This window comes from Chryseobacterium sp. Marseille-Q8038, assembly GCF_965111995.1.
In genome coordinates this window covers 1,823,848-1,844,741 of sequence record NZ_CBCOPN010000002.1, presented here as the reverse complement: position 1 = coordinate 1,844,741, position 20,894 = coordinate 1,823,848, and the positions used below count along the sequence as shown (strand labels likewise).

Below are 20,894 nucleotides of genomic sequence, written 5' to 3'. Positions count from 1 at the left end.
GACTGATTGGTAAAACGATCAGTCTTTTTTTTATGCATATCCATCAACAGGCAACCATTCTGTTCGTTATGCGTCTCTATAATGAGATCAACAACCAAAAACAAAATCTTATTATGAAAACAAAACTTTTCATTTACTCCTTCTTTCTGTTTCTCTATAGTTTTATTCAGGCTCAGACAATCACGTTCGTTTCTGAAAAAAGTAATAATCCTCTTCCCAGAGTTTCTGTGTTTGGAAAAGATGGAGCTATTCTCGCATATTCGGATATTGAAGGCAAGATCGACAAACAATCTCTGTCGCCTTCCCAGGAAAAGTTTCAGCTTGTTTATAATAATTTTCCGGTGGCCACCCTATCCTATTCCGACTTTGATCAATCTGTGATAAAAATCAATGATCAGGTAAAGGAAATTGAAACCGTAGTGATCAAAAATAATAAGCCCGCCAAATACATTTTTATCAAAGGAAACTTTAATGCTTATGTAACGGTAAACAATAAACTGAATAGCTATGCAGACGGAATTGTAACCTACATTTTTGATAATAAAACAAAAAAACTGAAAAGTACCAACGTAGAACAGTACAGAGTATTCAGACTGGCAGACTCTAAAAATGAGAAAAAAGAAACTTCAAAATGGGACTATAGCAATTCTCTGGAGCTGCCCAAACTAAAAAATGTTGGAAATCCGGAAGAATATAAAACTAAAAGAAATACCATTAAAGAGGTGAAGGGTGAATACAAAGACCAAATAGAGGTGACGGGTGCTGCTCTTCAGGATAAAGAATTTTCATTCTTTGGATATCGGTTTTACGATATAAAAACAATTTTAAACATGTCTTTTGAAAAAGGATCAGAAAAGACCCTTAAAGATTTCCTGGAATATAATGAACTTGTTTTTGTAAAACTGAAACATAAAAGTGAACCCAATTACAATCAGATAACACTTTATACCAACTTTTATCCTACAGAACTTAATTTTAGCAATGACAATGATATTGAGAAAGTGAAATTTGATAAAGACAACAGCAATTACAAAACATCTTACTGGCAGGATTCATCATTTCCCAATATGCAGACTATTTTTAGTAGTTTTTTCAAAGGTGATCTAAAAGAACAAACCAATAAAAAATAATAGAAACGCTGTTCAGCACTACTTTCCATGGTGTAAATATTCCGATTGAATTCTAAAATTAAAAGAACAGCATACATTTTCGGAAAAGAATAATAATTCAGCAAAAAACATAAAGTAAAAAATAAAATCCAGTATTAATAAAGGTTTTATTAAATTTGCAACAAACCAAATAAAAATGAAAAAGTTTTCTTTTCTACTTGTTTTCAGTCTGTTGCTTTTTACAGCATGTAAGAAAGATCATGTAGATGCTACGAATACTAAAACACTGCAGTCAAGTATCAATGATATGACTTCCAGTTTACCTACCATTAAGCAGATTAAGTTTAATGAAGCTCTTTATATCCTTAAAACATTTGGAGTAGAGGCAGATGGTGATATCAATGAATTAAAAGCTCTTGGGAAACTGATTAACGGGAAAAAAGTTCCTGAAATCATGTCTCTGGCTGACGAAGTTGCACAGAAAAACGGAATAGAATGGGCAAGTACTGCTCCACCATCACTTGGAGAAATGAATATCTTCGGAGATGATAAAGCCAAAGAAAGCGATCCTAATGATGTAAAAGCAGGATCATTAAGCCTTGTAACAAGACCTACAGGAGATGACGGAACCGGAGCGCCTACGGCAATTCAGATTGTTCCAAGACTTGTAGATGCAGCCGGAAATCCTGTATCTTTCACAGGAGCTGGTCTGGAAGCCACTCTTGAAGTGTTCAGTAACGGGGTAAGACTGGCTACTGCTAAAAACCTGATGCAGGATAATAACTTTAAAGGATTCAATTTAAAATTCTCCTCTATTCCGGCAGCAAAAGTAATAGACAATAAAATTGATATCACGGTTTCTGTAAAAACAACGGCTAAGACTTTCAAAATGTCTAAAATCGGTCTTGATGTAAATGCAGCAGCGTTAAAAGTTCCTACAGTTCCTAAAACTGATTCAACCGCTGTTCCTGAACAACCAAGTGCTGTAATTGATCCAAACAATCCAACAGCTACTCCTGGTGCAACAACTGATCCTGCAACAGCCACTCCTGCAGCTCCTGCAGCGCCAAAGCAACCGACAGCAGACCCTAAAAATACCGTAAGCAAATTTTTGAACAGTGTAAGTTCTCAGAATTTAAAAGCAGCATACGAAACAGCAAGCAATCCAAGCTGGGGAAGTTATGAATCCTTTTCAAACCCTACTTCAGGTTTTGGATCGGTAAAAAACGTAAGTGTAAAGAATATTACTACCAGCGGTGCTAATGCAAACAGTGCCAGCGTAAACGCTACTTATGACGTAACGGATAAAAGCGGTAAGACGACTTCTTTAAAAGTAACTTTCGGGCTTAAAAATGTAAATGGAGACTGGAAAATTTCCAGCTATAAAATCAATTAATAAATGGCTTCAGCAGAACTGATCAAGAAACTAGAAGAAACAATTGAAAATATACCCGATTTTCCTATTCCGGGAATACAGTTTAAGGATATTTCACCCATCTTTTTAGACCCAAAACTTTATGAAGATGTTATTGCTGATCTTGCAGCCTTCAGTAAAGGAAAAATAGATGCAGTATGCGGAATTGAAAGCCGTGGTTACCTCTTCGGAATCGCTATCGCTGTGGCATTGGAAGTTCCATTCATCTTAATCAGAAAAGCCGGAAAACTTCCTCCTCCCATCATTTCAGAAAAATATGATCTGGAATATGGAAGTGCTATTATCGAAACCCGTGAAGGACAGATAAAACCTGGACAAAGAGTTTTAATTCACGATGATCTTTTAGCAACAGGAGGCACTACAGAAGCAGCAGCTAAATTAGTAGAAAAGCAGGGAGCAATTGTTTCACAGTTTAGTTTCCTTATAGGCTTAGAAGGCTTAAACGGTGATGAAAAACTGAAAAAATTCGGTGCTGAAATCTACCATATTTTAGGATATTAAGATATAATATACATGCTTCGACAGGCTCAGCATGACAACGCTAATAATTTACTGTGAGATGAGAACAAGTAGTATTAGAAGGGTCACGCTAAGCTCAGTCGAAGCATCTTTTTTTAATAAATTCGTCACTCACGATTAACAATTCACAAAATTTCATCAATAATACTCACAAAGTATTTTGTAAATCTCTCAGAAACAATTAAATTTGCATTTCAATTTTTAAAAACTTATGGCAAAATTGGGAAAGAGTGCTCAGAACGAGCAAGAAGGTAAAGAAACAGTTGAGTTCTTTAAAGACCTTGACAGAGAAGCTTTAAACACTGAAAGATTCGTTGAAAAATATTCAAAACCTCTTGGTTTGGTATTTGGAGTATTGATTTTAGGAGTTTTAGGATTCTTTGCTTATAAGCAATTCGTAGTTGCTCCAAAGAACACTGAAGCTGTAAAAAGTTTCCTTGCTGCTCAAAAAAACCTTGCAGAAGGCAAAGATAAAGATGCTCTAGGTGGAAAATCTGCAGCTAACCCTGGTTTTATAGGTACAGCTAATGAATATTCTTCTACTGAAATCGGTAAACTTTCTTCTTACAATGCCGGTTTATTAAAATTCAAAGAAGGAAAGTTCCAGGAAGCTTATGATCTTTTAGATAAATTCTCTTCCAAAAACAAAACTTTGATGGCAATGAAGTACGGAGCTATGGCAGATGCTAAATCAGGTCTTAACAAAAATGATGAGGCTTTAGGTTTGCTAGACCAGGCTGCAACAGCATCTGATGATCCTTATACAACCTATTATTTCACAAGAAAAGCAGGTATTGTTGCTTTAGGATTAAAGAAAAATACAGAAGCTAAAAAGTACTTCTCAGCAATTGACGAGAAATATCAGGACTACGACAACGGAATGTCTGATTCTTATATTGAAATGACTAAATATTATTAAAAAATGGCAACAGTTAATCTTTCCGATTACAAGCCACTTCATATAACTAATGCCGAAGATTTTTCTATCGGCATTGTTTTTTCTGAGTGGAATGATTTTGTAACCTACAATCTTCGTGATGCAGCTTTGGAAATTCTTGAAAAAGAAGGGGTAAAACCTGAAAACATCAAACTTTTCCCTGTTCCCGGAGCTTTTGAATTAAGCTATGCAAGTATGCAGCTTTGCAAAGAGAGAAAATATGACGCAATAATCTCTATAGGATGTGTGATCCGTGGGGAAACGCCTCATTTTGATTATGTATGTTCTGCTGTAGCACAGGGAATTAAAGATTGTAATATCATGACGGATACTCCTACAATTTTCTGTGTATTAACAGATGATACAAAGGAACAGTCTATTGCAAGAAGCGGCGGTGACCTTGGGAATAAAGGTGTAGAAGCAGCCGTAACAGCTCTTAGAATGATTGATTTCAAAAAGAATTTATCTGATAAGAAAGGGAATATTGGTTTCGGCCACTCTTAACCGCTTATTCACTTTGACTATATAATGGGACTATTTTTGGATAGTCCTTTTTTATTAGGATAAAATTAATTCATAAATCTTATTAATAAAAAGGATGTTTTTCTTTTTTTCCATCAAAAGTTCTCCACAAAAACTATCTTTGTGAAAACTCATAAAAACAGTCAATACATGTTTTTAAAAAAAATAAAACCTTTCCTCTATTTAGGAATTTTCTATCTTATTATTTCTTTGATAATAAGAACAGTATTCTTTTTTCATCCCATTACTACCGCTAGTTTCGGATTTTTCGAAGTCGTAAAAGTTTTGTTAATAGGTCTTGTGAATGATGTGTTTGTTTTCATACTGGCCAGCTCTATTCTTGCCCTTTACTTCCTCTTTCTTTCCAATTCAAAATATAAAAAACCTTACGGCAATATTATTTTGGGGACTTTGGTTCTATTCTTCCTTTATATATGGCTTGTTCCCAATAACATTTTCAAGCAATATGGAGGTTCTATCATGGAAATCGCTCTTGTGTTTGTAGGAATAAAGACTCTTTTCTTCGGATTGATGCTGTTCCTTCCTACACAGAGAACCAAGATCCGCAATACACTATATTTCATTACATTACTATTATATGTTCTTCTCATTATCTTCAACGGAGTCAGTGAATACTTCTTTTATAATGAATTTGGAGTTCGTTATAATTTTATAGCTGTAGATTATCTTATTTACACCAATGAGGTGATTGGAAATATCATGGAAAGCTATCCTGTTATTCCGTTGTTTTCCGGAATCATGATCGTTACCCTTTCCATCACCTGGTTTATTTATAAGAAAACAAAAGATGAGCTGCTGGAACTTCCGGATTTTAAACAAAAAATGGTTCTTCTGGGCAGTTTTATGGTACTTTGTGCTTTGAGTGCACTGGCAATCCCTTCGTTGATGCAAATTAAATCTGATAATGTTTTTGCCGATGAAATTGAAGCCAACGGAATTCCTAAGTTTTACTGGGCTTTTACCCATAATGAACTGGATTATTTCCAGTTTTATTCACAGATTAATCAGCAGCAGGCCGAAAAGAATTTCTTAAGCCAGTATCCACAACATACATTATCAAGAGCCGTTGTTGCAGAGCAGCCGGAAGCAAAGAAAAATGTAGTGCTGATCTCTATCGAAAGTCTTTCTGCGGACTTCATGGAACACTATGGTAATACACAAAAAATTACTCCTTTCCTGGACAGCCTTGCAGATAAATCCCTGATGTTTACCAATCTTTATGCTACAGGAAACAGAACTGTACGAGGATTGGAAGCCCTGACGCTTTGTATTCCTCCAACAGCGGGAGAAAGTATCATCAAAAGAGATGATAATAAAAAGAAATTCACAACCGGAAGCGTTTTCAAATCTAAGGGATATGATGTAAAGTTTTTATATGGTGGATACAGCTATTTTGATAATATGCAGGACTTCTTCGGTGGAAACGGCTATGGTATTGTAGACAGAAACAACTTTAAACCTGAAGAAATTACTTTTGCCAATGTTTGGGGCGTTGCTGATGAAGATATGGCAAGAAAAGCTATTCAGGTGATGAATGCTGAAGCCAGGTCGGGAAAACCTTTTTTCAATCATTGGATGACGGTTTCCAATCACAGACCATTTACTTATCCTGACGGAAGAATTGATATCCCGGGAACGGCAAAATCCCGCGAAGGTGGTGTAAAATACACTGATTATTCTCTAAAGCTGTTCTTTGATATGGCGAAAAAGCAAGACTGGTATAAAAACACTGTTTTTGTCATTATTGCAGACCACTGTGCATCCAGTGCAGGGAAAACAGAACTCCCGATGGATAAATACAGAATTCCTGCAATGATTTTCTCAGAAGGATTTATTCAGCCTCAGAAATTCGATGCATTGATGTCCCAGATAGATGTGATGCCTACTCTTTTTGGATTATTAAATTTCAGCTATCAGTCTAAATTTTTAGGACAGGATGTCTTCAGACAGGAATTCCAGCCTAAAGCTTATGTGGCAACATATCAAGACCTTGGATTCATCAAAGGGGATCGTTTGACCATTATTTCTCCGGTAAAAAAGGTAAAACAATATTCTTTGGAACTGGAAAAAAGTGATCTGAAACCTGAATTTAAGCTGTATTACGACGAAAAATTATTAAAAAATCCAGAGCAGAAACTGGTAGATGATGCTGTATCAGCCTATCAGTCTACTTCTTACTGGCTAAAAACAAAACAACTGAACAGATAAATATCTAGATATTTTCGCTTATAATCTGGTGTAAAATATTTAAATTAACCCATAAATTTATTAGTATGAAATGGACAGACGACAGAGGCGGAAACGTTGATGACCGCCGTGGTTCAGGAGGCGGTGGCGGCGGAATGATTGTAGGAGGAGGACTCGGAACATTAATTATAGCGGCCATCGTGTTCTTTTTGGGAGGCGACCCGTCCGGTATTTTAAATTCCGGCAGTATGCAATCTTCAGGAAATTCCGGAGAACAAAGAGAGCTTACAGCCAGTGAAAAACAAATCGGAGAAATGGTGGATATGATGGCCAAATGGAATATTCTTACCTGGGATCAGATTTTTAAGGAAAACGGAATGACTTATAGCGCTCCTCAGGTGGTTCTTTTTGAGAATACAACTTCTTCAGCATGTGGTACTGCTCAATCTGCCATGGGACCTTTCTACTGCCCTGCTGATCAGAAAGTCTATATGGATATGAGCTTTTTTGGTGAACTTCAGCAAAAGTTTGGGGCTAAAGTAACAGAATTTACAGTAGCCTATGTTCTTGCTCACGAAGTAGGACACCATGTGCAGACTCTTTTAGGAACGACCCAAAAAGTAGATCAATTAAGAAGAAGCGGAAGATATTCTGAAGAACAAATGAACAGAGTGTCTGTTGCTACAGAGCTACAGGCTGATTTTTATGCCGGAGTCTGGGCCAAAAGAACCAATGACAGCAAACATATTTTGGAGCCCGGAGACATTGAATCTGCCATAGATGCTGCAGAAGCTGTTGGAGATGATAATATCCAGAAAAGAGCACAGGGATATGTGAACCAGGAAAGCTTCACTCACGGATCTTCTGCTCAGCGTAAAGAATGGTTTATGAAAGGTTACAACACCGGAGATATCAGACAGGGTGATACTTTCAACCAGCTATTAAAATAATTTTATCAAAAGATGATATAAAAAAATGCGGTCTCAGAGTAAGACCGCATTTTTTACTTATTGCAATTCGATAGGGTTAGAATTTTTCTTCGCTTCTTCCTTCACCCTTTCTTCCATTCTCTTTCTCATATCAGCGGGATTCTGGTTTCCACTACCACCTCCAGGACCTCTTCCACCGCCTATTCTCATTGGAGCAGTAATTCCTCCGCCACTTTGATTCATAAATGACATGGGATCAGTTTTAAACTTTTGCTGCTGTTTTAAATAATCTCCTCTTTTCACTTTTAATGTATTGCCAAACTGGTTCAAAGTGGGAAACTCAGCAATTTTATAATTCTTCATTAAATCAAAAGAATAATCGCCTTTATCATCTTCAACTTTTACAATCAATCCCGGAAGTCCTCCGAATTTATAAGGCCCATCCTGATAAGGAAGATCCGTTGTAAACCATGCCGTCCATTTTCTCCCTCCAAAATCCGTTTCTGCCTTCTGAACCTTGTATTCGCCTATTTTTCTTGTTTCCGATTCAATTTTCCAGTTCAGTGGCCGGTCTTCTTCATAAGAATAGAGATCACGTCCTATTCTGTCTTTAAAATACGTCTTTTGGTTCGTCTTATCCTTTTCTACAGAATAGTTGATATTCGTTCTCAAACCTTCCATCTGATCTCTGTTGATACTTCCTCTTCCGCCTCCACCTTGAAATGCTTTTTGCATGATAGAGTCTCTTTTAATCCTGTTTTCAGAATAAAACACTGATTTTTCCGGAGAAATATCCAGATACGCATTTTCCGTCTTGATATCTGTTTTATTTTCGGCATCAGGCTTCATAGTCACCTGATACACAAACCTGTTTGTCTGTGCAGAAACATTCTGTATGAACAGCGTTAATGCGATGATACCTAATTTTTTCATTTATATTTTTATTTATTTTAATTCAATGGGGTTCTGGACTGTAGTTGTAGAAGAAGTTCCTGCAGATGGACTTTGGGATATTGGATCTCCTTGATTATCGCCTCCCATTCCGCCTCTGTGCATTCCGCCACCGCCATGACCACCTCTCATTCCTCCTCCATTCATACCACCGCCGCCCATTCCGCCACCATGTCTTCCACCTCCGAAATTCATATTTCCATCTCCATTATTCCCTGCCATTGCTTTTCTGTTTTTACCAAACTCCAGTTCCAGAGCAGCTTTATCCCCATGGAAGTTGGCTCTCGTACTTTGTTTGGCATCGGAGCTTACCTGTTCTTCAAAAGCATTTTTAATGATCATCTTTTTAGCAAGATCAAACTTATAATCTCCTTTATCATCTTCCAGTTTTACAATCAGTCCGGGTAATCCGGAGAATTTATAAGGCCCGTCAGAGAAGGGAATTTCTTTGGTAAACCATGCCGTCCACACTCTTCCTCCAAACTCAGCAACTGCTTTTTGAGCGGAATATCCATTTTGTTTTTCAACAATATTTGTTACGTCCCACTTTACAGGTCTGTCTTCCTGATAGTAAATTTGTCTTCCGGCCGCCTTTTCATAATAATACACTTTTTGGTCGGGAATAGTCTTGGTAATAAAATATTCAAAAAAAGTAGGTTCAAAATTTTTCTTTCCTTCTATTTTTGAAAAATCTTTTTCCTCTTTTTTATGAAATTCTTTCATTTCTGATCTGACAGCAGTAAAAAGAGAATCTCTTTTCAATTTATTTTCGCTGATAAATAAAGAATGATCTCCTTTAATATCCAGAAAAGTTCTTTCACTTTTCATGCTCACCAGATTGATGGAATCCGGATTTACAAGCGTTTCATAAACAAATCTTGTAGTCTGACCATAAGATACTATCGTGAAAAACAATACAAAAAAAGCTGCTACTTTTTGTTTCATTACCTATTTTCTTTATAGATCGAAAATACGATTCAAGGTTAAAATCCGGAATGAAATCTTCACATGATGAGAAGAAATTTATCTGTTTTTAACATAAATAGTTGCCTTGAAAATCGCTATTAATATCAGAATCATTAAAATAGATATCTTCGATTTGAGATTGCGGAAATTAGTTCGTATTTTTGCATCATTAAATCATTCTAAATAAATACAATGATAAAAGTATCAGACTATGCAAAGGAGAAAGCCATCCAGTTAATGACGGAAGATGGTTTTAACCCTGCTGAAGATTATATAAGAGTAGGGGTGAAAAGCGGCGGATGCTCTGGTTTAGAGTATGTTTTAAAGTTTGATAACCAAAAAACAGACACAGATCAGATTTTTGAAGATAATAACATCAAAATTATTATAGATAAAAAATCCATCCTTTATTTAGCGGGAACAACTCTTGAGTATTCAGGAGGATTGAACGGAAAAGGGTTTGTTTTCAACAACCCGAATGCATCCAGAACATGTGGGTGCGGGGAATCATTTAGTCTTTAGAGAAAAGACATTAGATCCTAGATTTCAGACCTCAGAGCCATTCTGAATTCTGAAATCTAACATCTGAAATCTAAAAAATTATAATGAGTAAATATACAGAAGACGATTTAAGAGTCGATCTAGAAAATAAAAAATATGAATTCGGTTGGGAAACGAAAATTGATTATGAAGATTTCCCGATCGGTTTAAATGAGGACATCGTTCGTGCCATCTCTGCTAAAAAAGAAGAGCCGGAATGGATGACTGAATGGCGTTTGGAATCTTTCAAAATCTGGCAGAAAATGGTAGAGCCTAACTGGGCTAATATCAAGTATGAAAAACCAGATTTTCAGGCAATCCGTTACTATGCTGCTCCTAAAGTAAAGCCTGAACTGGCAAGTCTTGACGAGGTAGATCCTGAATTATTAGCAACTTTTGCCAAATTAGGAATCAATATCGAAGAACAAAAAAGACTTTCTGGAGTTGCCGTAGATATCGTAATGGACTCAGTTTCTGTGAAAACCACTTTCCAGGATACATTGGCAGAAAAAGGAATTATTTTCTGTTCCATCTCTGAGGCTATTAAAAACCATCCTGATCTAGTAAGAAAATATCTTGGAAAAGTAGTTCCAAGAGGAGATAACTTTTATGCAGCTCTGAACTCCGCAGTATTCTCTGACGGAAGTTTCTGTTATATTCCAAAAGGCGTAAAATGCCCAATGGAGCTTTCCACTTATTTCCGTATCAATCAGGCAGGAACAGGACAGTTTGAAAGAACACTTCTTGTAGCGGATGAAGGAAGTTATGTTTCTTATCTTGAAGGTTGTACAGCACCCTCCAGAGATGAAAACCAGCTTCACGCAGCGGTTGTAGAGCTTATCGCTTTAGACAATGCTGAGATTAAATATTCAACGGTACAGAACTGGTATCCTGGTAATGAAGAAGGAAAAGGAGGTGTATTCAACTTTGTAACAAAAAGAGGACTTTGCGAAAAAAATGCAAAAATCTCATGGACTCAGGTAGAAACAGGTTCTGCAGTAACATGGAAATATCCGTCTTGTATCCTTAAAGGAGACAACTCTATCGGAGAATTCTACTCTATTGCGGTAACCAATAACCACCAGTATGCAGATACAGGAACAAAAATGATCCACATTGGAAAGAATACCAAATCAACGATTATTTCTAAAGGTATTTCTGCCGGAAAATCTCAAAACTCATATAGAGGACAGGTGAAAGTAATGCCTTCTGCTAAAGGAGCAAGAAACTTCTCTCAGTGTGACTCTTTATTGATGGGTAATGAATGTGGAGCTCATACTTTCCCTTATATCGAAATCAAGGATCCAACGGCTCAGTTAGAGCATGAGGCAACAACTTCAAAAATTGGGGAAGACCAGATTTTCTATTGCAACCAAAGAGGTATTGATACGGAAAGAGCAATTGCTTTGATCGTGAATGGTTTCAGTAAAGAAGTTTTAAATAAACTTCCGATGGAATTTGCTATTGAAGCTCAGAAATTACTGGAAATTTCATTAGAAGGTTCTGTGGGATAATCCTCCAAAAAGAATCTATCAGATAAAATCCACTGATTAATGGCAAGGTTTTCAGTGTTTTTATCAGATTAAAAACCGTTATTCGGGAATATAAGTTGTAATCTTCAGTGAAGATTATTACAAAACATAAAATATAGAAAGCTTCTATCCGTCTATTGAGGAAATATTCAATATAAAGACAATGTGTATTCACAGAAGAGAAGCTCACACAATTATAAAAAGAAAAAGTTAGCAAGAATGTTACAAATTAAAGACCTTCACGCCAAAATTGAAGATGGCGCAGAAATATTAAAAGGTATTAATCTTGAGATAAAGCCAGGCGAAGTTCACGCTATTATGGGCCCGAACGGAGCTGGTAAGTCTACCCTTTCTTCTGTAATCGCAGGAAAAGAAGATTACGAAGTAACTGGTGGAGAGATCCTTTTCCAGGGAGAAGACATCAGCGAAGACGCTCCTGAAGATAGAGCTCACAAAGGAATCTTCCTTTCTTTCCAGTATCCAGTGGAAATTCCGGGAGTTTCTGTAACGAACTTTATCAAAGCTGCTTTAAATGAAACAAGAAAAGCAAACGGACTGGAAGAAATGCCGGCAAAAGAAATGCTTGCATTAATCCGTGAGAAGTCTGAAAAACTAGGGATCAAAAAAGATTTCCTTTCAAGATCATTAAACGAGGGATTCTCTGGGGGTGAAAAGAAAAGAAATGAGATCTTCCAGATGATGATGCTTAATCCTAAATTGGCTATTCTTGATGAAACAGATTCAGGATTGGATATTGATGCATTAAGAATTGTGGCAGATGGAGTAAACCACTTTAAAAATGAAGGAAATGCAGTTCTTTTGATTACGCACTATCAGAGATTGCTTAACTATATTCAGCCTGACTTCGTTCACGTTTTAGCAGATGGAAAAATCATCAAAACAGGTGATAAATCTTTAGCATTAGAACTTGAAGAAAAGGGTTACGACTGGCTTCTTAACTAAGAAGAAAATGTATTATTTCAGAGATTAAAATTTTCACAATCATTCGTGAAATGGAGTAAATAAAGAATCTCTATTATTAAAAATTGGATTCCCTGTTCCTCGGAATAGCAATATTTTAGTTCAAAAAAAAAGAAAAAATGGTGCAAACCACAGATATACCAGTAATGGCATTAAAAGAACAGATTATAGAGAACCATAATGAATTTTTGGAGAGTCTTCGTCACAGATTTCTGGATGATGAAAGAAAAGAGGCTCTTCAGAGATTTGCAAATCTTGGTTTTCCGACAAAAAAAGACGAAGAATATAAATATACCAATCTAAAGGAGATCACGGAAAAAAGCTACAACTTCTTCCCGAAAGAGAGCCACAATATCACTAAAGAGCAGTTTGATGAACTGCACCTTGGAGAGGAAAATTTTGATTGGATTGTTTTTGTAAACGGTAAGCTTCATAAGGAGCTTTCAAAAGTTTCTATTGAAAATGTAGAGTTTCTTTCATTCAACTATGCATTGAATGATGAGAAGCACAAAGAGGTTTTTGAAAAATATTTCAATACCATTGCTTCTAAGGAACAAGCGTTTACCAACTTAAACCTTGCTTACTGCAAATATGGTTTCTTCCTTAAGGTTCCTAAAAATGTAGTGATTGAAAAACCAATCCACGTTTTTTATATTTCTCAGAATCAGGAGGAGAACACATTCTACAATACAAGAAACCTTTTGATTGTAGAAGAAGGAGCAAAAGTAGAAGTGATTGAAAGCCACCATAATTTTGACAGCACGTATGTATTGACCAACTCTGTAACGGAGATCTTTACCTATCCTAATGCAAAAGCAGACTGGCACAAACTTCAAAATGATAATAATACAACCTATTTTATCGATAATACTTTCGCAAGACAGGAGAAAGACAGCTTAACCACTGTAAATACATTCTCTTTCGGAGGTAAACTGGTAAGAAACAACCTTGATTTTATTCATAATGGATCTAATATCAATTCATTCATGAACGGAATCACAATCATCGGAAAAGATCAGTTGGTAGACCACCATACAGCGGTTCACCATAACTTCCCGAACTGTGAAAGCTACCAGAATTATAAAGGAATCTTTGATGGCAATGCCCACGGAGTTTTCAACGGAAAAGTTTTTGTTGACAAAATAGCTCAGAAAACAAACGCTTATCAGCAAAACAACAACGTATTGCTAAGTGAAGGGGCAAGTATCGATACTAAACCTCAGTTAGAGATCTTTGCTGATGATGTAAAATGTTCTCACGGCTGTACAGTAGGCCAGTTGAACGAAGATGCTTTATTCTACCTGAGAGCGAGAGGAATTTCTAAAAAAGAAGCACAGGCATTACTTTTATATGCTTTTGCTAATGATGCAATGCAAAACATTGATATAGAACCTCTAAAAGAGAAAATTTCAAAGTTATTGGCTGAGAAATTAGGAGTTGATATAGAATTCTAAGACTTATATATATTGATAAACAAAAGCACTTCATTTTGAAGTGCTTTTTTATTGTACTGCAGATGGTATGTCTGTTTTATTTTTTCAGCCAGCTTTGGTTATCCTTATTTTCCGAACGTTTCTTACCATTATCAAAATTGTAAGCCAAACCTACGCCTAATGTCTGTTTCAACTGTGTTTTCCATATCTGATTATGATCATACAGCAGATCAAGAGTAACATTCGTAGAAATATATTTATTGATTTTCATGCTTAAAACACCGCTATATCCCAAAACAAGTCTGTCTGGATGGTCAAGATAGTTGGAAAATACAGACGCTGTATTTAACAGGCTGATGTTCTCCATAATTTTCAGCTTATACATAGCTGTTCCTAAGAAACCGAACTGGAAAAGAGAAGAATCACCGTCATTTTTAAGACCATAAGTTCCTGCTTTCTGAAGATCTTTATCTAATACAAAAGTCCATCTTGCATTTGCCGGACGTAAAGTCACCGTAAAATTATCATTGGGACGGTAAGTAACCCCTGCTCCTACACTCACATACCCGGGAGCCATAAAATTGGAAATCTTCTTAGCATCGGGATTGTTTCCGTCTTCATATCCCGGAGCAAACTGAGTTTGTAAACCTGCACCTGCAGACAAATACCAATGCTTGGCAAATTCTCTACCATAGTTTGTAGAAAGGTTAATAACATCCTGCGTTTTTCTTACTCCTGTTCCCTGAGTATTGTTTTGCCCATAACCCAGAATAACAATGTTTTCCCAAAGATTTTTTCCTTTTTCATAAGTCAGGTTATAATTCACTCCGGCAAGCCATCCTACGTTGTTGGCTCCACCACCTACCCAGTTTGAAAAGGCAGCCTGATTAAGCATTAATGTATTTTGTCCCTGAATAGACCAGGCTTTAACAGTATCTGCTGCCGGAGCTTCCGTTTTAGTCTCCTGAGCCAATGCTACAGCCCCAAAAGTGATAGAACTGATCAATAAAAATTTTTTCATAATGACGATTTACTACAAATGTATAAATAATAATCTAGGCCTTCATAAAATTCACTTTAAAATGAATTTAACACCATTAAAAACAACACAGTAATACTATGAAAATCATTATATTAAACAACCCACCAGCAACCCGCAAACTTAAGTCAACTTAAAATTACAGTATTTTAAAAACAAAAAAACACTTCATTCCGGAAGTGCTTTTTATTGAAATATCGTATTCTTTATTATTTTTTAATCCACCACTGACTGTCTTTGCGGTCGGAACGTTTTACCCCATTCTCCAAAGTATAGGCGAACCCGATTCCAAGAGTTTGCTTCAGCTGTGTTTTTTCTATCTGATTATGATCGTAAAGTAAATCTACTGTCACATTGGATGAAATATATTTGTTTACTTTCAGGTTCAGTAAAGCTCCATACGCCAGAACCAATCTGTCCGGGCGGTCAAGGTAATTCGAGAAGACAGATGCTGTATTGGTTAAGTAAATATCTTCCATTATTTTAAGTTTATAAATTGCCGTACCCAGAAAACCAAATTGTAATAGAGAAGTATCTCCGTCACTTTTCAGACCATAACTTCCTGCTGTCTGGAGATCTTTATCCAATACAAAAGTCCATCTGGCGTTGGTAGGACGTAAAGTTACCGTAAGATCATCATTAGGTCTGTACGTGATACCCATCCCGACGTTCAGGTAACCTGGTGCCATAAAATTTGAGATTTTCTTTGCTTCAGGATTATTCCCATCTTCGTAACCTGCCGCAAACTGCGACTGCAAACCAGCTCCTAAAGAGAAATACCAGCTTTTCGAAAATTTTCGCCCATAATTGGTAGAAATATTGATCACATCCTGTGTCTTTCTTATTCCTAATCCTTTCGTATCATTCTGTCCATAGCCCAGTATAATAATATTCTCCCAAAGGTCTTTGTCTTTTTCATAGGTCACATTGTAATTGATCCCGGCAAGCCATCCTACGTTGTTGGCTCCACCTCCTACCCAGTTTGAAAAGGCCGCCTGGTTGATCATTAAAGTATTTTTTCCTAATACTGACCAGTATTTCACGGTGTCTACTACTACGGAATCTTTTTTCAATTCTTCTTGTGCACTTGCATATATTCCTATAAAACAGGAAAGAATCAATAAAAACTTCTTCATTACTCTAAATAATTTTCCATACAAAAGTATTAATATAATTTTTTTTCAGGGTAAATTCAGCCGTAAAGAATCGAATTTCCTCAAAGCTGAATCAATCACAATAAGATATTTCTATAAAATCAATGCCAAAATAATAAGTTTGAAAATAAAATTTGATACCTTTTGTCTTAAAATCAGGTGAGTAAGAATTGATTCATCGCCAAATTTTCCGAAATTTATCATTGGCTTTTGATTTGACGTAAAATCCACATGTTCAAAAATGTAATTTCCAAAAGAGCGATTATATACCCGTTGCTGATGCTATCTGCGATGTGGTTCGGGTACTTTTTACAAACGCAGGGCTTTTTCCAAAGCTGTTTTGGAGCCATTATCCCATTGCTGCCTGAGGGTTTGCTTGGGGTGGTAACCTCTCCTCTTTTACATGGAAATATAGATCATATCATAGGAAATTCTATCCCTATTGCAGCACTGATGTTTTTACTTTATCAGTTTTATCCTTTAGTGGCCAACAAGGTTTTTATTATCGGATGGCTGGCAACGGGGCTTTTGGTATGGTTGCTTCCTCCTATTGACATTCTTACTGGCGATTATATGTATACCTGTACCATTGGAGCCAGTGGTGTAGTGTACGTGCTTGCATTCTTCCTCTTCTTTAGCGGTGTCTTCAAGTGGAATACAAAACTTCTCACAATTTCAATGCTTGTTGTTCTGTATTATGGCAGTTTGGTGTGGGGAATGCTTCCCGAAGAACTGTTCTATAATATGCAGGAACCGAGTAAAATCTCATGGCAGGCGCATCTTTCCGGAGCTGTAGTAGGCAGTATCATTGCCTTTGCCTTCAAAAATGTTGGAGAAAAGAAGAAAAAATTCATCTGGGAATTCCCCAATTATTACAACGAAAAAGATGATAAATTGTGGCAGGAATACAAAGAAAATCACCCGGAAGATTTTATGGAACTTCCCTATAAGAAAAAAGATGATATCTGGGATCATTTGGAGGAATTAAGGAAAAGGTAACACTTATTTCATTACATTTGGAAAAAAACACACATGATTTCCGAAGAACATCTCTATGCAATCGCCCTCCGCGAATGCAGCTATATTGGCGACATTCATTTTCATAAATTGGTCCGAACTTTTGGCAGTGCTCAGGAAGCCTGGAAAAGAGCCAGAAATGAGTATAAAAAACTGGAAGGAATAGGACAAAGAACAGTTTCAGACATTGGAAATAAATCTCATTTGAAATTCGCAGAAGAAGAATTAGATTTTTGCGAAAAAAAAAATATCCGGATCAGGCTAAAACATCTTAAAGAAACACCTTTCCTACTTAATGAATGTAATGATGCCCCAGCTATTCTTTACCAAAAAGGAAGTATGGATGATACACAGCCAAGAGTAAGTATTGTAGGAACCCGAAATATGACATCTTATGGAAAGCAGTTCATTCAGGATTTCTTCGAAGCAACACAATCTTCAGGATATACATCAGTAAGCGGTCTGGCTCTGGGTATCGATAAAGAAGTTCATGAGCAGTCTATTCGTCACCAAAAACCTACCGTAGCTGTTCTTGCTCATGGTTTCCAGCATTTATATCCCGCAAAAAACAGAAAACTATCTGAGAAAATTTTACAGGAAGGAGGCGCATTAATCACAGAGTTCAGCTCCGGCAGAAAACCTGACCGTGAAAACTTCATCCAGAGAAACCGAATTGTAGCAGGACTATCTCCGGCAACGATTGTAGTAGAAACCGGTTTTGGAGGAGGCTCGGTAAGTACAGCAGCATTTGCCAATGATTACAACCGTGATGTTTTTGCACTGCCCGGAAAGATTACAGACCCTTGCAGCCAAGGTTGTAACCAGCTGATTTTCCATAATAAAGCAACTGCAATTTCAACGATCAAAGATCTTATCAATATACTCGGATTTAATGATCCAAAAGAAAAAATGGAAGAGTTATTTCCTCATCACGAGATTACCATACAATTAACTGACAATCAGCATTTAATATATCAGTCGATTAAAGACTATCCACAGATTTCTTTAGATGATCTTTCACAGAAGATTGATCTCTCTACTCACAAAATCTTACCAATAATTTTGGAATTGGAACTTTTAGGGAAAGTAAAATCATTTTCCGGGAGGTAATTTATCGCAATTTAAGATTTAACGATTTCTTAATACTGCATTATTTCACACATAACATTTCATTTTTAATAAATTTTAAACATAAATTATCAATTTAATAATATTACGAAACATTATTATTTAATTTTTAACAATGTTAAAATATAGTGTTGTGAATCTTGAAAAAAAAATTAAATTTGTTGACAATAATATTCAACCTTAATATATGGAACAATATAATATTGACCAGAAAATCCAAGAGTTTATTGCAAAAATTGAAGCAAAAAATCCTAACGAACCGGAATTCTTACAGGCTGTAAAAGAAGTTGCCGTAACCGTAATTCCATTCATTGCTACTAAAAAAGAATATACCGGAATGAAGCTGCTTGAAAGAATGGCTGAAGCTGAAAGAATTATTATTTTCAGAGTTCCATGGGTTGATGATAAAGGAGAGATTCAGGTTAACAGAGGTTTCAGAATCCAAATGAACTCTGCTATTGGACCATACAAAGGAGGAATCCGTTTCCATCCTACAGTAAACTTATCTGTTCTTAAGTTCTTAGCTTTCGAACAGGTATTTAAAAACTCTTTGACAACTCTTCCAATGGGAGGTGGTAAAGGAGGTTCAGATTTCGATCCACAAGGAAAATCTGATATGGAAGTAATGCGTTTCTGCCAGGCTTTCATGACAGAATTATGCAAGCACATCGGTCCTGAAACAGACGTACCTGCAGGAGATATCGGTGTTGGAGCAAGAGAAATCGGATATTTATTCGGACAGTACAAGAAAATCAGAAACGAGTTTACAGGAGTTCTTACAGGAAAAGGTCTTGCTTACGGAGGTTCATTAATCCGTCCTGAAGCTACAGGATATGGTGTAGTGTACTTCGCAGAGCAAATGCTTAAAACTATCGGACAGAATTTCCAGGATAAAATAGTAACTGTATCAGGTTTCGGAAACGTAGCTTGGGGAGTTATCAAAAAAGCAACTGAGCTAGGGGCTAAAGTAGTAACCATCTCTGGTCCTGACGGATACATCTATGATAAAGACGGTATCAGCGGAGAAAAGATCGATTATTTATTAGAACTTAGATCTTCAGGAAACAACAGAGCGGAAGACTATGCTAAAAAATATCCATCTGCTGAGTTCCATGCAGGAAAACGTCCTTGGGATGTGAAGTGTGATGTTGCCTTCCCTTCTGCAACTCAAAACGAATTAGATTTAGATGACGCAAGAAAATTAGTTGAAAACGGATGTGTTTGTGTAACTGAAGCGGCTAACATGCCTTCTACACTAGACGCCATCAACTATTTCTTAGACAATAAAGTATTATTCTCTCCTGGTAAGGCTTCCAACGCTGGAGGTGTTGCTACATCAGGATTAGAAATGACTCAGAACTCTATCCGTCTTAACTGGACTTCTGAAGAAGTTGATGCAAGATTAAAGGAAATCATGATTGGTATTCACAAAGCTTGTAGAGACTATGGAAAAGACGAAGACGGTTATGTAAACTACGTAAAAGGTGCCAATATTGCCGGCTTCGTAAAAGTAGCAGAAGCAATGTTAGCTCAAGGAGTTGTGTAACAAAAAAACAAAGGTTGGGAAAAGTCCCGACCTTTTTTGATATAGCCTGTTCCCGGGATAATGGGAAAAAAGTAAAAAGTGAAAGGAGAAAGCGCGGCTATATGCCGCGCTTTTTTATATTTTTATGTAATGATAAACACCTTTAAGAATATTGATGAGTACATTCTTCTGTTCCCGATAGAAGTACAGGAAAAACTGCTTGAGCTCAGAAAAGCAATTCATTTACAAGTTCCGGATCTGGAAGAATACATAGGATATCAGATGCCGGCTTTCAGGTATAAAGGAAAACCCTTAGTTTATTTTGCAGGGTACAAAAAGCATATTGGGTTCTATCCCGGAGCGGAAGGTATTTCTAATTTTGAGAAAGATTTTGAGGAAAGAAAATATAAATTTTCTAAAGGAGCAGTTCAACTTCCTATTGATGAAAACCTTCCGCTGGATCTTGTTCGTAAAATAGTCCAATTCAAAGTGGAAGAAATTGAACAAAAAAAATCCTGAAATATAAAATTTCAGGATTCCGACTAGTGTTTGCTAAAGTGCTTTTACTTTTTCTTTTTCTTGTCTTTCTTTTCCTCTTTAGGGGCATCGGCTGGCTTAGTAGCATCCGTAGGGGTTGTACTTACTGATGGATCAGTTGCCGGAGCAGTCTCCATAGTAGTTGCAGGCGATTTTTCCTGTTGAGTCTTTGGATCCGAAGGACTTGTAGTCTGTGTATTCGGTTGGGTTTGAGTTGTCGCTGGATTATTAGTAGAAGTATCGGCTGGCTTTTGTGGTGTTGATTGTGCTGATACTGCGATTACTCCGACTAATGTAAACGCTGCCGTTAAAAATAACTTTTTCATAATGTAATATTTAAATGATTGTTTAACTTAAACGAGGCATCATTTATAAAATTATGCGTATGTATCTTATTTAACGTACTTTATAATTATTTAAGAGGAATTTGCA

20 protein-coding genes are annotated in these 20,894 nt (G+C 36.5%); 15 read left to right on the top strand and 5 right to left on the bottom strand.

Annotated elements, in window-relative coordinates:
* The first annotated feature begins 113 nt into the window (after positions 1 to 113).
* From ACWPWS_RS22380 to ypfJ, 7 genes are all read left to right on the top strand, one after another.
* Complete coding sequence (locus tag ACWPWS_RS22380; RefSeq protein WP_454047969.1) at positions 114 to 1,130, top strand: hypothetical protein; 1,017 nt, start codon at positions 114 to 116, stop codon at positions 1,128 to 1,130.
* A 175-nt stretch (positions 1,131 to 1,305) separates the two neighbouring features.
* Complete coding sequence (locus ACWPWS_RS22375) at positions 1,306 to 2,505, top strand: hypothetical protein (RefSeq protein WP_105683092.1); 1,200 nt, start codon at positions 1,306 to 1,308, stop codon at positions 2,503 to 2,505.
* 3 nt (positions 2,506 to 2,508) lie between these two features.
* Positions 2,509 to 3,045 carry an adenine phosphoribosyltransferase gene (locus tag ACWPWS_RS22370; RefSeq protein WP_105683091.1) on the top strand — a complete coding sequence of 179 codons (537 nt, stop codon included), beginning with the start codon at positions 2,509 to 2,511 and terminating at the stop codon, positions 3,043 to 3,045.
* Positions 3,046 to 3,274: 229 nt separating this feature from the next.
* Entirely contained in the window at positions 3,275 to 3,982 is a 708-nt protein-coding gene (locus ACWPWS_RS22365; protein WP_209786380.1) for a YfgM family protein, read from the top strand.
* 3 nt (positions 3,983 to 3,985) lie between these two features.
* Positions 3,986 to 4,504, top strand: coding sequence for a 6,7-dimethyl-8-ribityllumazine synthase (ribH, locus tag ACWPWS_RS22360; RefSeq protein WP_105683089.1), 519 nt, complete (start codon positions 3,986 to 3,988; stop codon positions 4,502 to 4,504).
* A 168-nt stretch (positions 4,505 to 4,672) separates the two neighbouring features.
* Positions 4,673 to 6,751: an LTA synthase family protein gene (locus ACWPWS_RS22355; protein WP_454047968.1), complete on the top strand. Its 2,079-nt coding sequence runs from the start codon at positions 4,673 to 4,675 to the stop codon at positions 6,749 to 6,751.
* A 65-nt stretch (positions 6,752 to 6,816) separates the two neighbouring features.
* On the top strand, positions 6,817 to 7,680 hold the full coding sequence (gene ypfJ / locus ACWPWS_RS22350; protein WP_105683087.1) for a KPN_02809 family neutral zinc metallopeptidase: 864 nt from the start codon (positions 6,817 to 6,819) through the stop codon (positions 7,678 to 7,680).
* Between the two features lie 57 nt (positions 7,681 to 7,737).
* Here ypfJ and ACWPWS_RS22345 read toward each other — a convergent pair whose 3' ends face one another.
* Together ACWPWS_RS22345 and ACWPWS_RS22340 are read right to left on the bottom strand one after the other, a co-directional pair.
* Positions 7,738 to 8,592, bottom strand: coding sequence for a GLPGLI family protein (locus tag ACWPWS_RS22345; protein WP_454047967.1), 855 nt, complete (start codon positions 8,590 to 8,592; stop codon positions 7,738 to 7,740).
* A 12-nt stretch (positions 8,593 to 8,604) separates the two neighbouring features.
* Entirely contained in the window at positions 8,605 to 9,555 is a 951-nt protein-coding gene (locus ACWPWS_RS22340; RefSeq protein ID WP_454047966.1) for a GLPGLI family protein, read from the bottom strand.
* Positions 9,556 to 9,768: 213 nt separating this feature from the next.
* Here ACWPWS_RS22340 and ACWPWS_RS22335 point away from each other — a divergent pair, with 213 nt between their 5' ends.
* The 4 genes from ACWPWS_RS22335 to sufD all read left to right on the top strand — a co-directional run bounded on the left by ACWPWS_RS22335 (position 9,769) and on the right by sufD (position 14,083).
* On the top strand, positions 9,769 to 10,098 hold the full coding sequence (locus tag ACWPWS_RS22335; protein ID WP_027372006.1) for a HesB/IscA family protein: 330 nt from the start codon (positions 9,769 to 9,771) through the stop codon (positions 10,096 to 10,098).
* A gap of 83 nt (positions 10,099 to 10,181) precedes the next feature.
* Positions 10,182 to 11,630: a Fe-S cluster assembly protein SufB gene (gene sufB / locus ACWPWS_RS22330; RefSeq protein WP_454047965.1), complete on the top strand. Its 1,449-nt coding sequence runs from the start codon at positions 10,182 to 10,184 to the stop codon at positions 11,628 to 11,630.
* Between the two features lie 237 nt (positions 11,631 to 11,867).
* On the top strand, positions 11,868 to 12,611 hold the full coding sequence (gene sufC, locus ACWPWS_RS22325) for a Fe-S cluster assembly ATPase SufC (protein WP_105683083.1): 744 nt from the start codon (positions 11,868 to 11,870) through the stop codon (positions 12,609 to 12,611).
* 164 nt (positions 12,612 to 12,775) lie between these two features.
* Entirely contained in the window at positions 12,776 to 14,083 is a 1,308-nt protein-coding gene (sufD, locus tag ACWPWS_RS22320) for a Fe-S cluster assembly protein SufD (protein WP_454048206.1), read from the top strand.
* A 76-nt stretch (positions 14,084 to 14,159) separates the two neighbouring features.
* On the opposite strand, the gene ACWPWS_RS22315 is transcribed toward sufD, so the two are convergent.
* Both ACWPWS_RS22315 and ACWPWS_RS22310 read right to left on the bottom strand, forming a co-directional pair.
* Positions 14,160 to 15,083: a DUF3078 domain-containing protein gene (locus tag ACWPWS_RS22315; protein ID WP_454047964.1), complete on the bottom strand. Its 924-nt coding sequence runs from the start codon at positions 15,081 to 15,083 to the stop codon at positions 14,160 to 14,162.
* A gap of 227 nt (positions 15,084 to 15,310) precedes the next feature.
* On the bottom strand, positions 15,311 to 16,237 hold the full coding sequence (locus ACWPWS_RS22310; protein ID WP_209786386.1) for a DUF3078 domain-containing protein: 927 nt from the start codon (positions 16,235 to 16,237) through the stop codon (positions 15,311 to 15,313).
* A 249-nt stretch (positions 16,238 to 16,486) separates the two neighbouring features.
* Here ACWPWS_RS22310 and ACWPWS_RS22305 point away from each other — a divergent pair, with 249 nt between their 5' ends.
* From ACWPWS_RS22305 to ACWPWS_RS22290, 4 genes are all read left to right on the top strand, one after another.
* Complete coding sequence (locus tag ACWPWS_RS22305; protein ID WP_105683080.1) at positions 16,487 to 17,254, top strand: rhomboid family intramembrane serine protease; 768 nt, start codon at positions 16,487 to 16,489, stop codon at positions 17,252 to 17,254.
* A 33-nt stretch (positions 17,255 to 17,287) separates the two neighbouring features.
* Complete coding sequence (dprA, locus tag ACWPWS_RS22300; RefSeq protein WP_454047963.1) at positions 17,288 to 18,382, top strand: DNA-processing protein DprA; 1,095 nt, start codon at positions 17,288 to 17,290, stop codon at positions 18,380 to 18,382.
* Positions 18,383 to 18,587: 205 nt separating this feature from the next.
* The gene (gene gdhA, locus ACWPWS_RS22295; protein ID WP_079243812.1) at positions 18,588 to 19,946 is read left to right on the top strand and encodes an NADP-specific glutamate dehydrogenase; all 1,359 of its coding nucleotides are present in this window, start codon (positions 18,588 to 18,590) and stop codon (positions 19,944 to 19,946) included.
* 129 nt (positions 19,947 to 20,075) lie between these two features.
* Complete coding sequence (locus ACWPWS_RS22290; protein WP_454047962.1) at positions 20,076 to 20,444, top strand: iron chaperone; 369 nt, start codon at positions 20,076 to 20,078, stop codon at positions 20,442 to 20,444.
* Positions 20,445 to 20,488: 44 nt separating this feature from the next.
* Here ACWPWS_RS22290 and ACWPWS_RS22285 read toward each other — a convergent pair whose 3' ends face one another.
* Positions 20,489 to 20,788, bottom strand: a complete 300-nt coding sequence (locus ACWPWS_RS22285) for a hypothetical protein (RefSeq protein ID WP_209786389.1) — start codon at positions 20,786 to 20,788, stop codon at positions 20,489 to 20,491.
* Positions 20,789 to 20,894: the final 106 nt, after the last annotated feature.

What these genes read in the sequence shown, in the direction of transcription:
- sufC (WP_105683083.1), top strand. Translation starts at nt 11,868, where the DNA reads ATGTTACAAATTAAAGACCTTCACGCCAAAATTGAAGATGGCGCAGAA.
- ACWPWS_RS22305 (WP_105683080.1), top strand. Translation starts at nt 16,487, where the DNA reads ATGTTCAAAAATGTAATTTCCAAAAGAGCGATTATATACCCGTTGCTG.
- dprA (WP_454047963.1), top strand. Translation starts at nt 17,288, where the DNA reads ATGATTTCCGAAGAACATCTCTATGCAATCGCCCTCCGCGAATGCAGC.
- ACWPWS_RS22380 (WP_454047969.1), top strand. Translation starts at nt 114, where the DNA reads ATGAAAACAAAACTTTTCATTTACTCCTTCTTTCTGTTTCTCTATAGT.
- ACWPWS_RS22370 (WP_105683091.1), top strand. Translation starts at nt 2,509, where the DNA reads ATGGCTTCAGCAGAACTGATCAAGAAACTAGAAGAAACAATTGAAAAT.
- ACWPWS_RS22345 (WP_454047967.1), bottom strand. Translation starts at nt 8,592, where the DNA reads ATGAAAAAATTAGGTATCATCGCATTAACGCTGTTCATACAGAATGTT.
- ACWPWS_RS22340 (WP_454047966.1), bottom strand. Translation starts at nt 9,555, where the DNA reads ATGAAACAAAAAGTAGCAGCTTTTTTTGTATTGTTTTTCACGATAGTA.
- ypfJ (WP_105683087.1), top strand. Translation starts at nt 6,817, where the DNA reads ATGAAATGGACAGACGACAGAGGCGGAAACGTTGATGACCGCCGTGGT.
- ACWPWS_RS22290 (WP_454047962.1), top strand. Translation starts at nt 20,076, where the DNA reads ATGATAAACACCTTTAAGAATATTGATGAGTACATTCTTCTGTTCCCG.
- ACWPWS_RS22315 (WP_454047964.1), bottom strand. Translation starts at nt 15,083, where the DNA reads ATGAAAAAATTTTTATTGATCAGTTCTATCACTTTTGGGGCTGTAGCA.
- ribH (WP_105683089.1), top strand. Translation starts at nt 3,986, where the DNA reads ATGGCAACAGTTAATCTTTCCGATTACAAGCCACTTCATATAACTAAT.
- gdhA (WP_079243812.1), top strand. Translation starts at nt 18,588, where the DNA reads ATGGAACAATATAATATTGACCAGAAAATCCAAGAGTTTATTGCAAAA.
- ACWPWS_RS22310 (WP_209786386.1), bottom strand. Translation starts at nt 16,237, where the DNA reads ATGAAGAAGTTTTTATTGATTCTTTCCTGTTTTATAGGAATATATGCA.
- sufD (WP_454048206.1), top strand. Translation starts at nt 12,776, where the DNA reads ATGGCATTAAAAGAACAGATTATAGAGAACCATAATGAATTTTTGGAG.
- ACWPWS_RS22355 (WP_454047968.1), top strand. Translation starts at nt 4,673, where the DNA reads ATGTTTTTAAAAAAAATAAAACCTTTCCTCTATTTAGGAATTTTCTAT.
- ACWPWS_RS22335 (WP_027372006.1), top strand. Translation starts at nt 9,769, where the DNA reads ATGATAAAAGTATCAGACTATGCAAAGGAGAAAGCCATCCAGTTAATG.
- ACWPWS_RS22375 (WP_105683092.1), top strand. Translation starts at nt 1,306, where the DNA reads ATGAAAAAGTTTTCTTTTCTACTTGTTTTCAGTCTGTTGCTTTTTACA.
- ACWPWS_RS22285 (WP_209786389.1), bottom strand. Translation starts at nt 20,788, where the DNA reads ATGAAAAAGTTATTTTTAACGGCAGCGTTTACATTAGTCGGAGTAATC.
- sufB (WP_454047965.1), top strand. Translation starts at nt 10,182, where the DNA reads ATGAGTAAATATACAGAAGACGATTTAAGAGTCGATCTAGAAAATAAA.
- ACWPWS_RS22365 (WP_209786380.1), top strand. Translation starts at nt 3,275, where the DNA reads ATGGCAAAATTGGGAAAGAGTGCTCAGAACGAGCAAGAAGGTAAAGAA.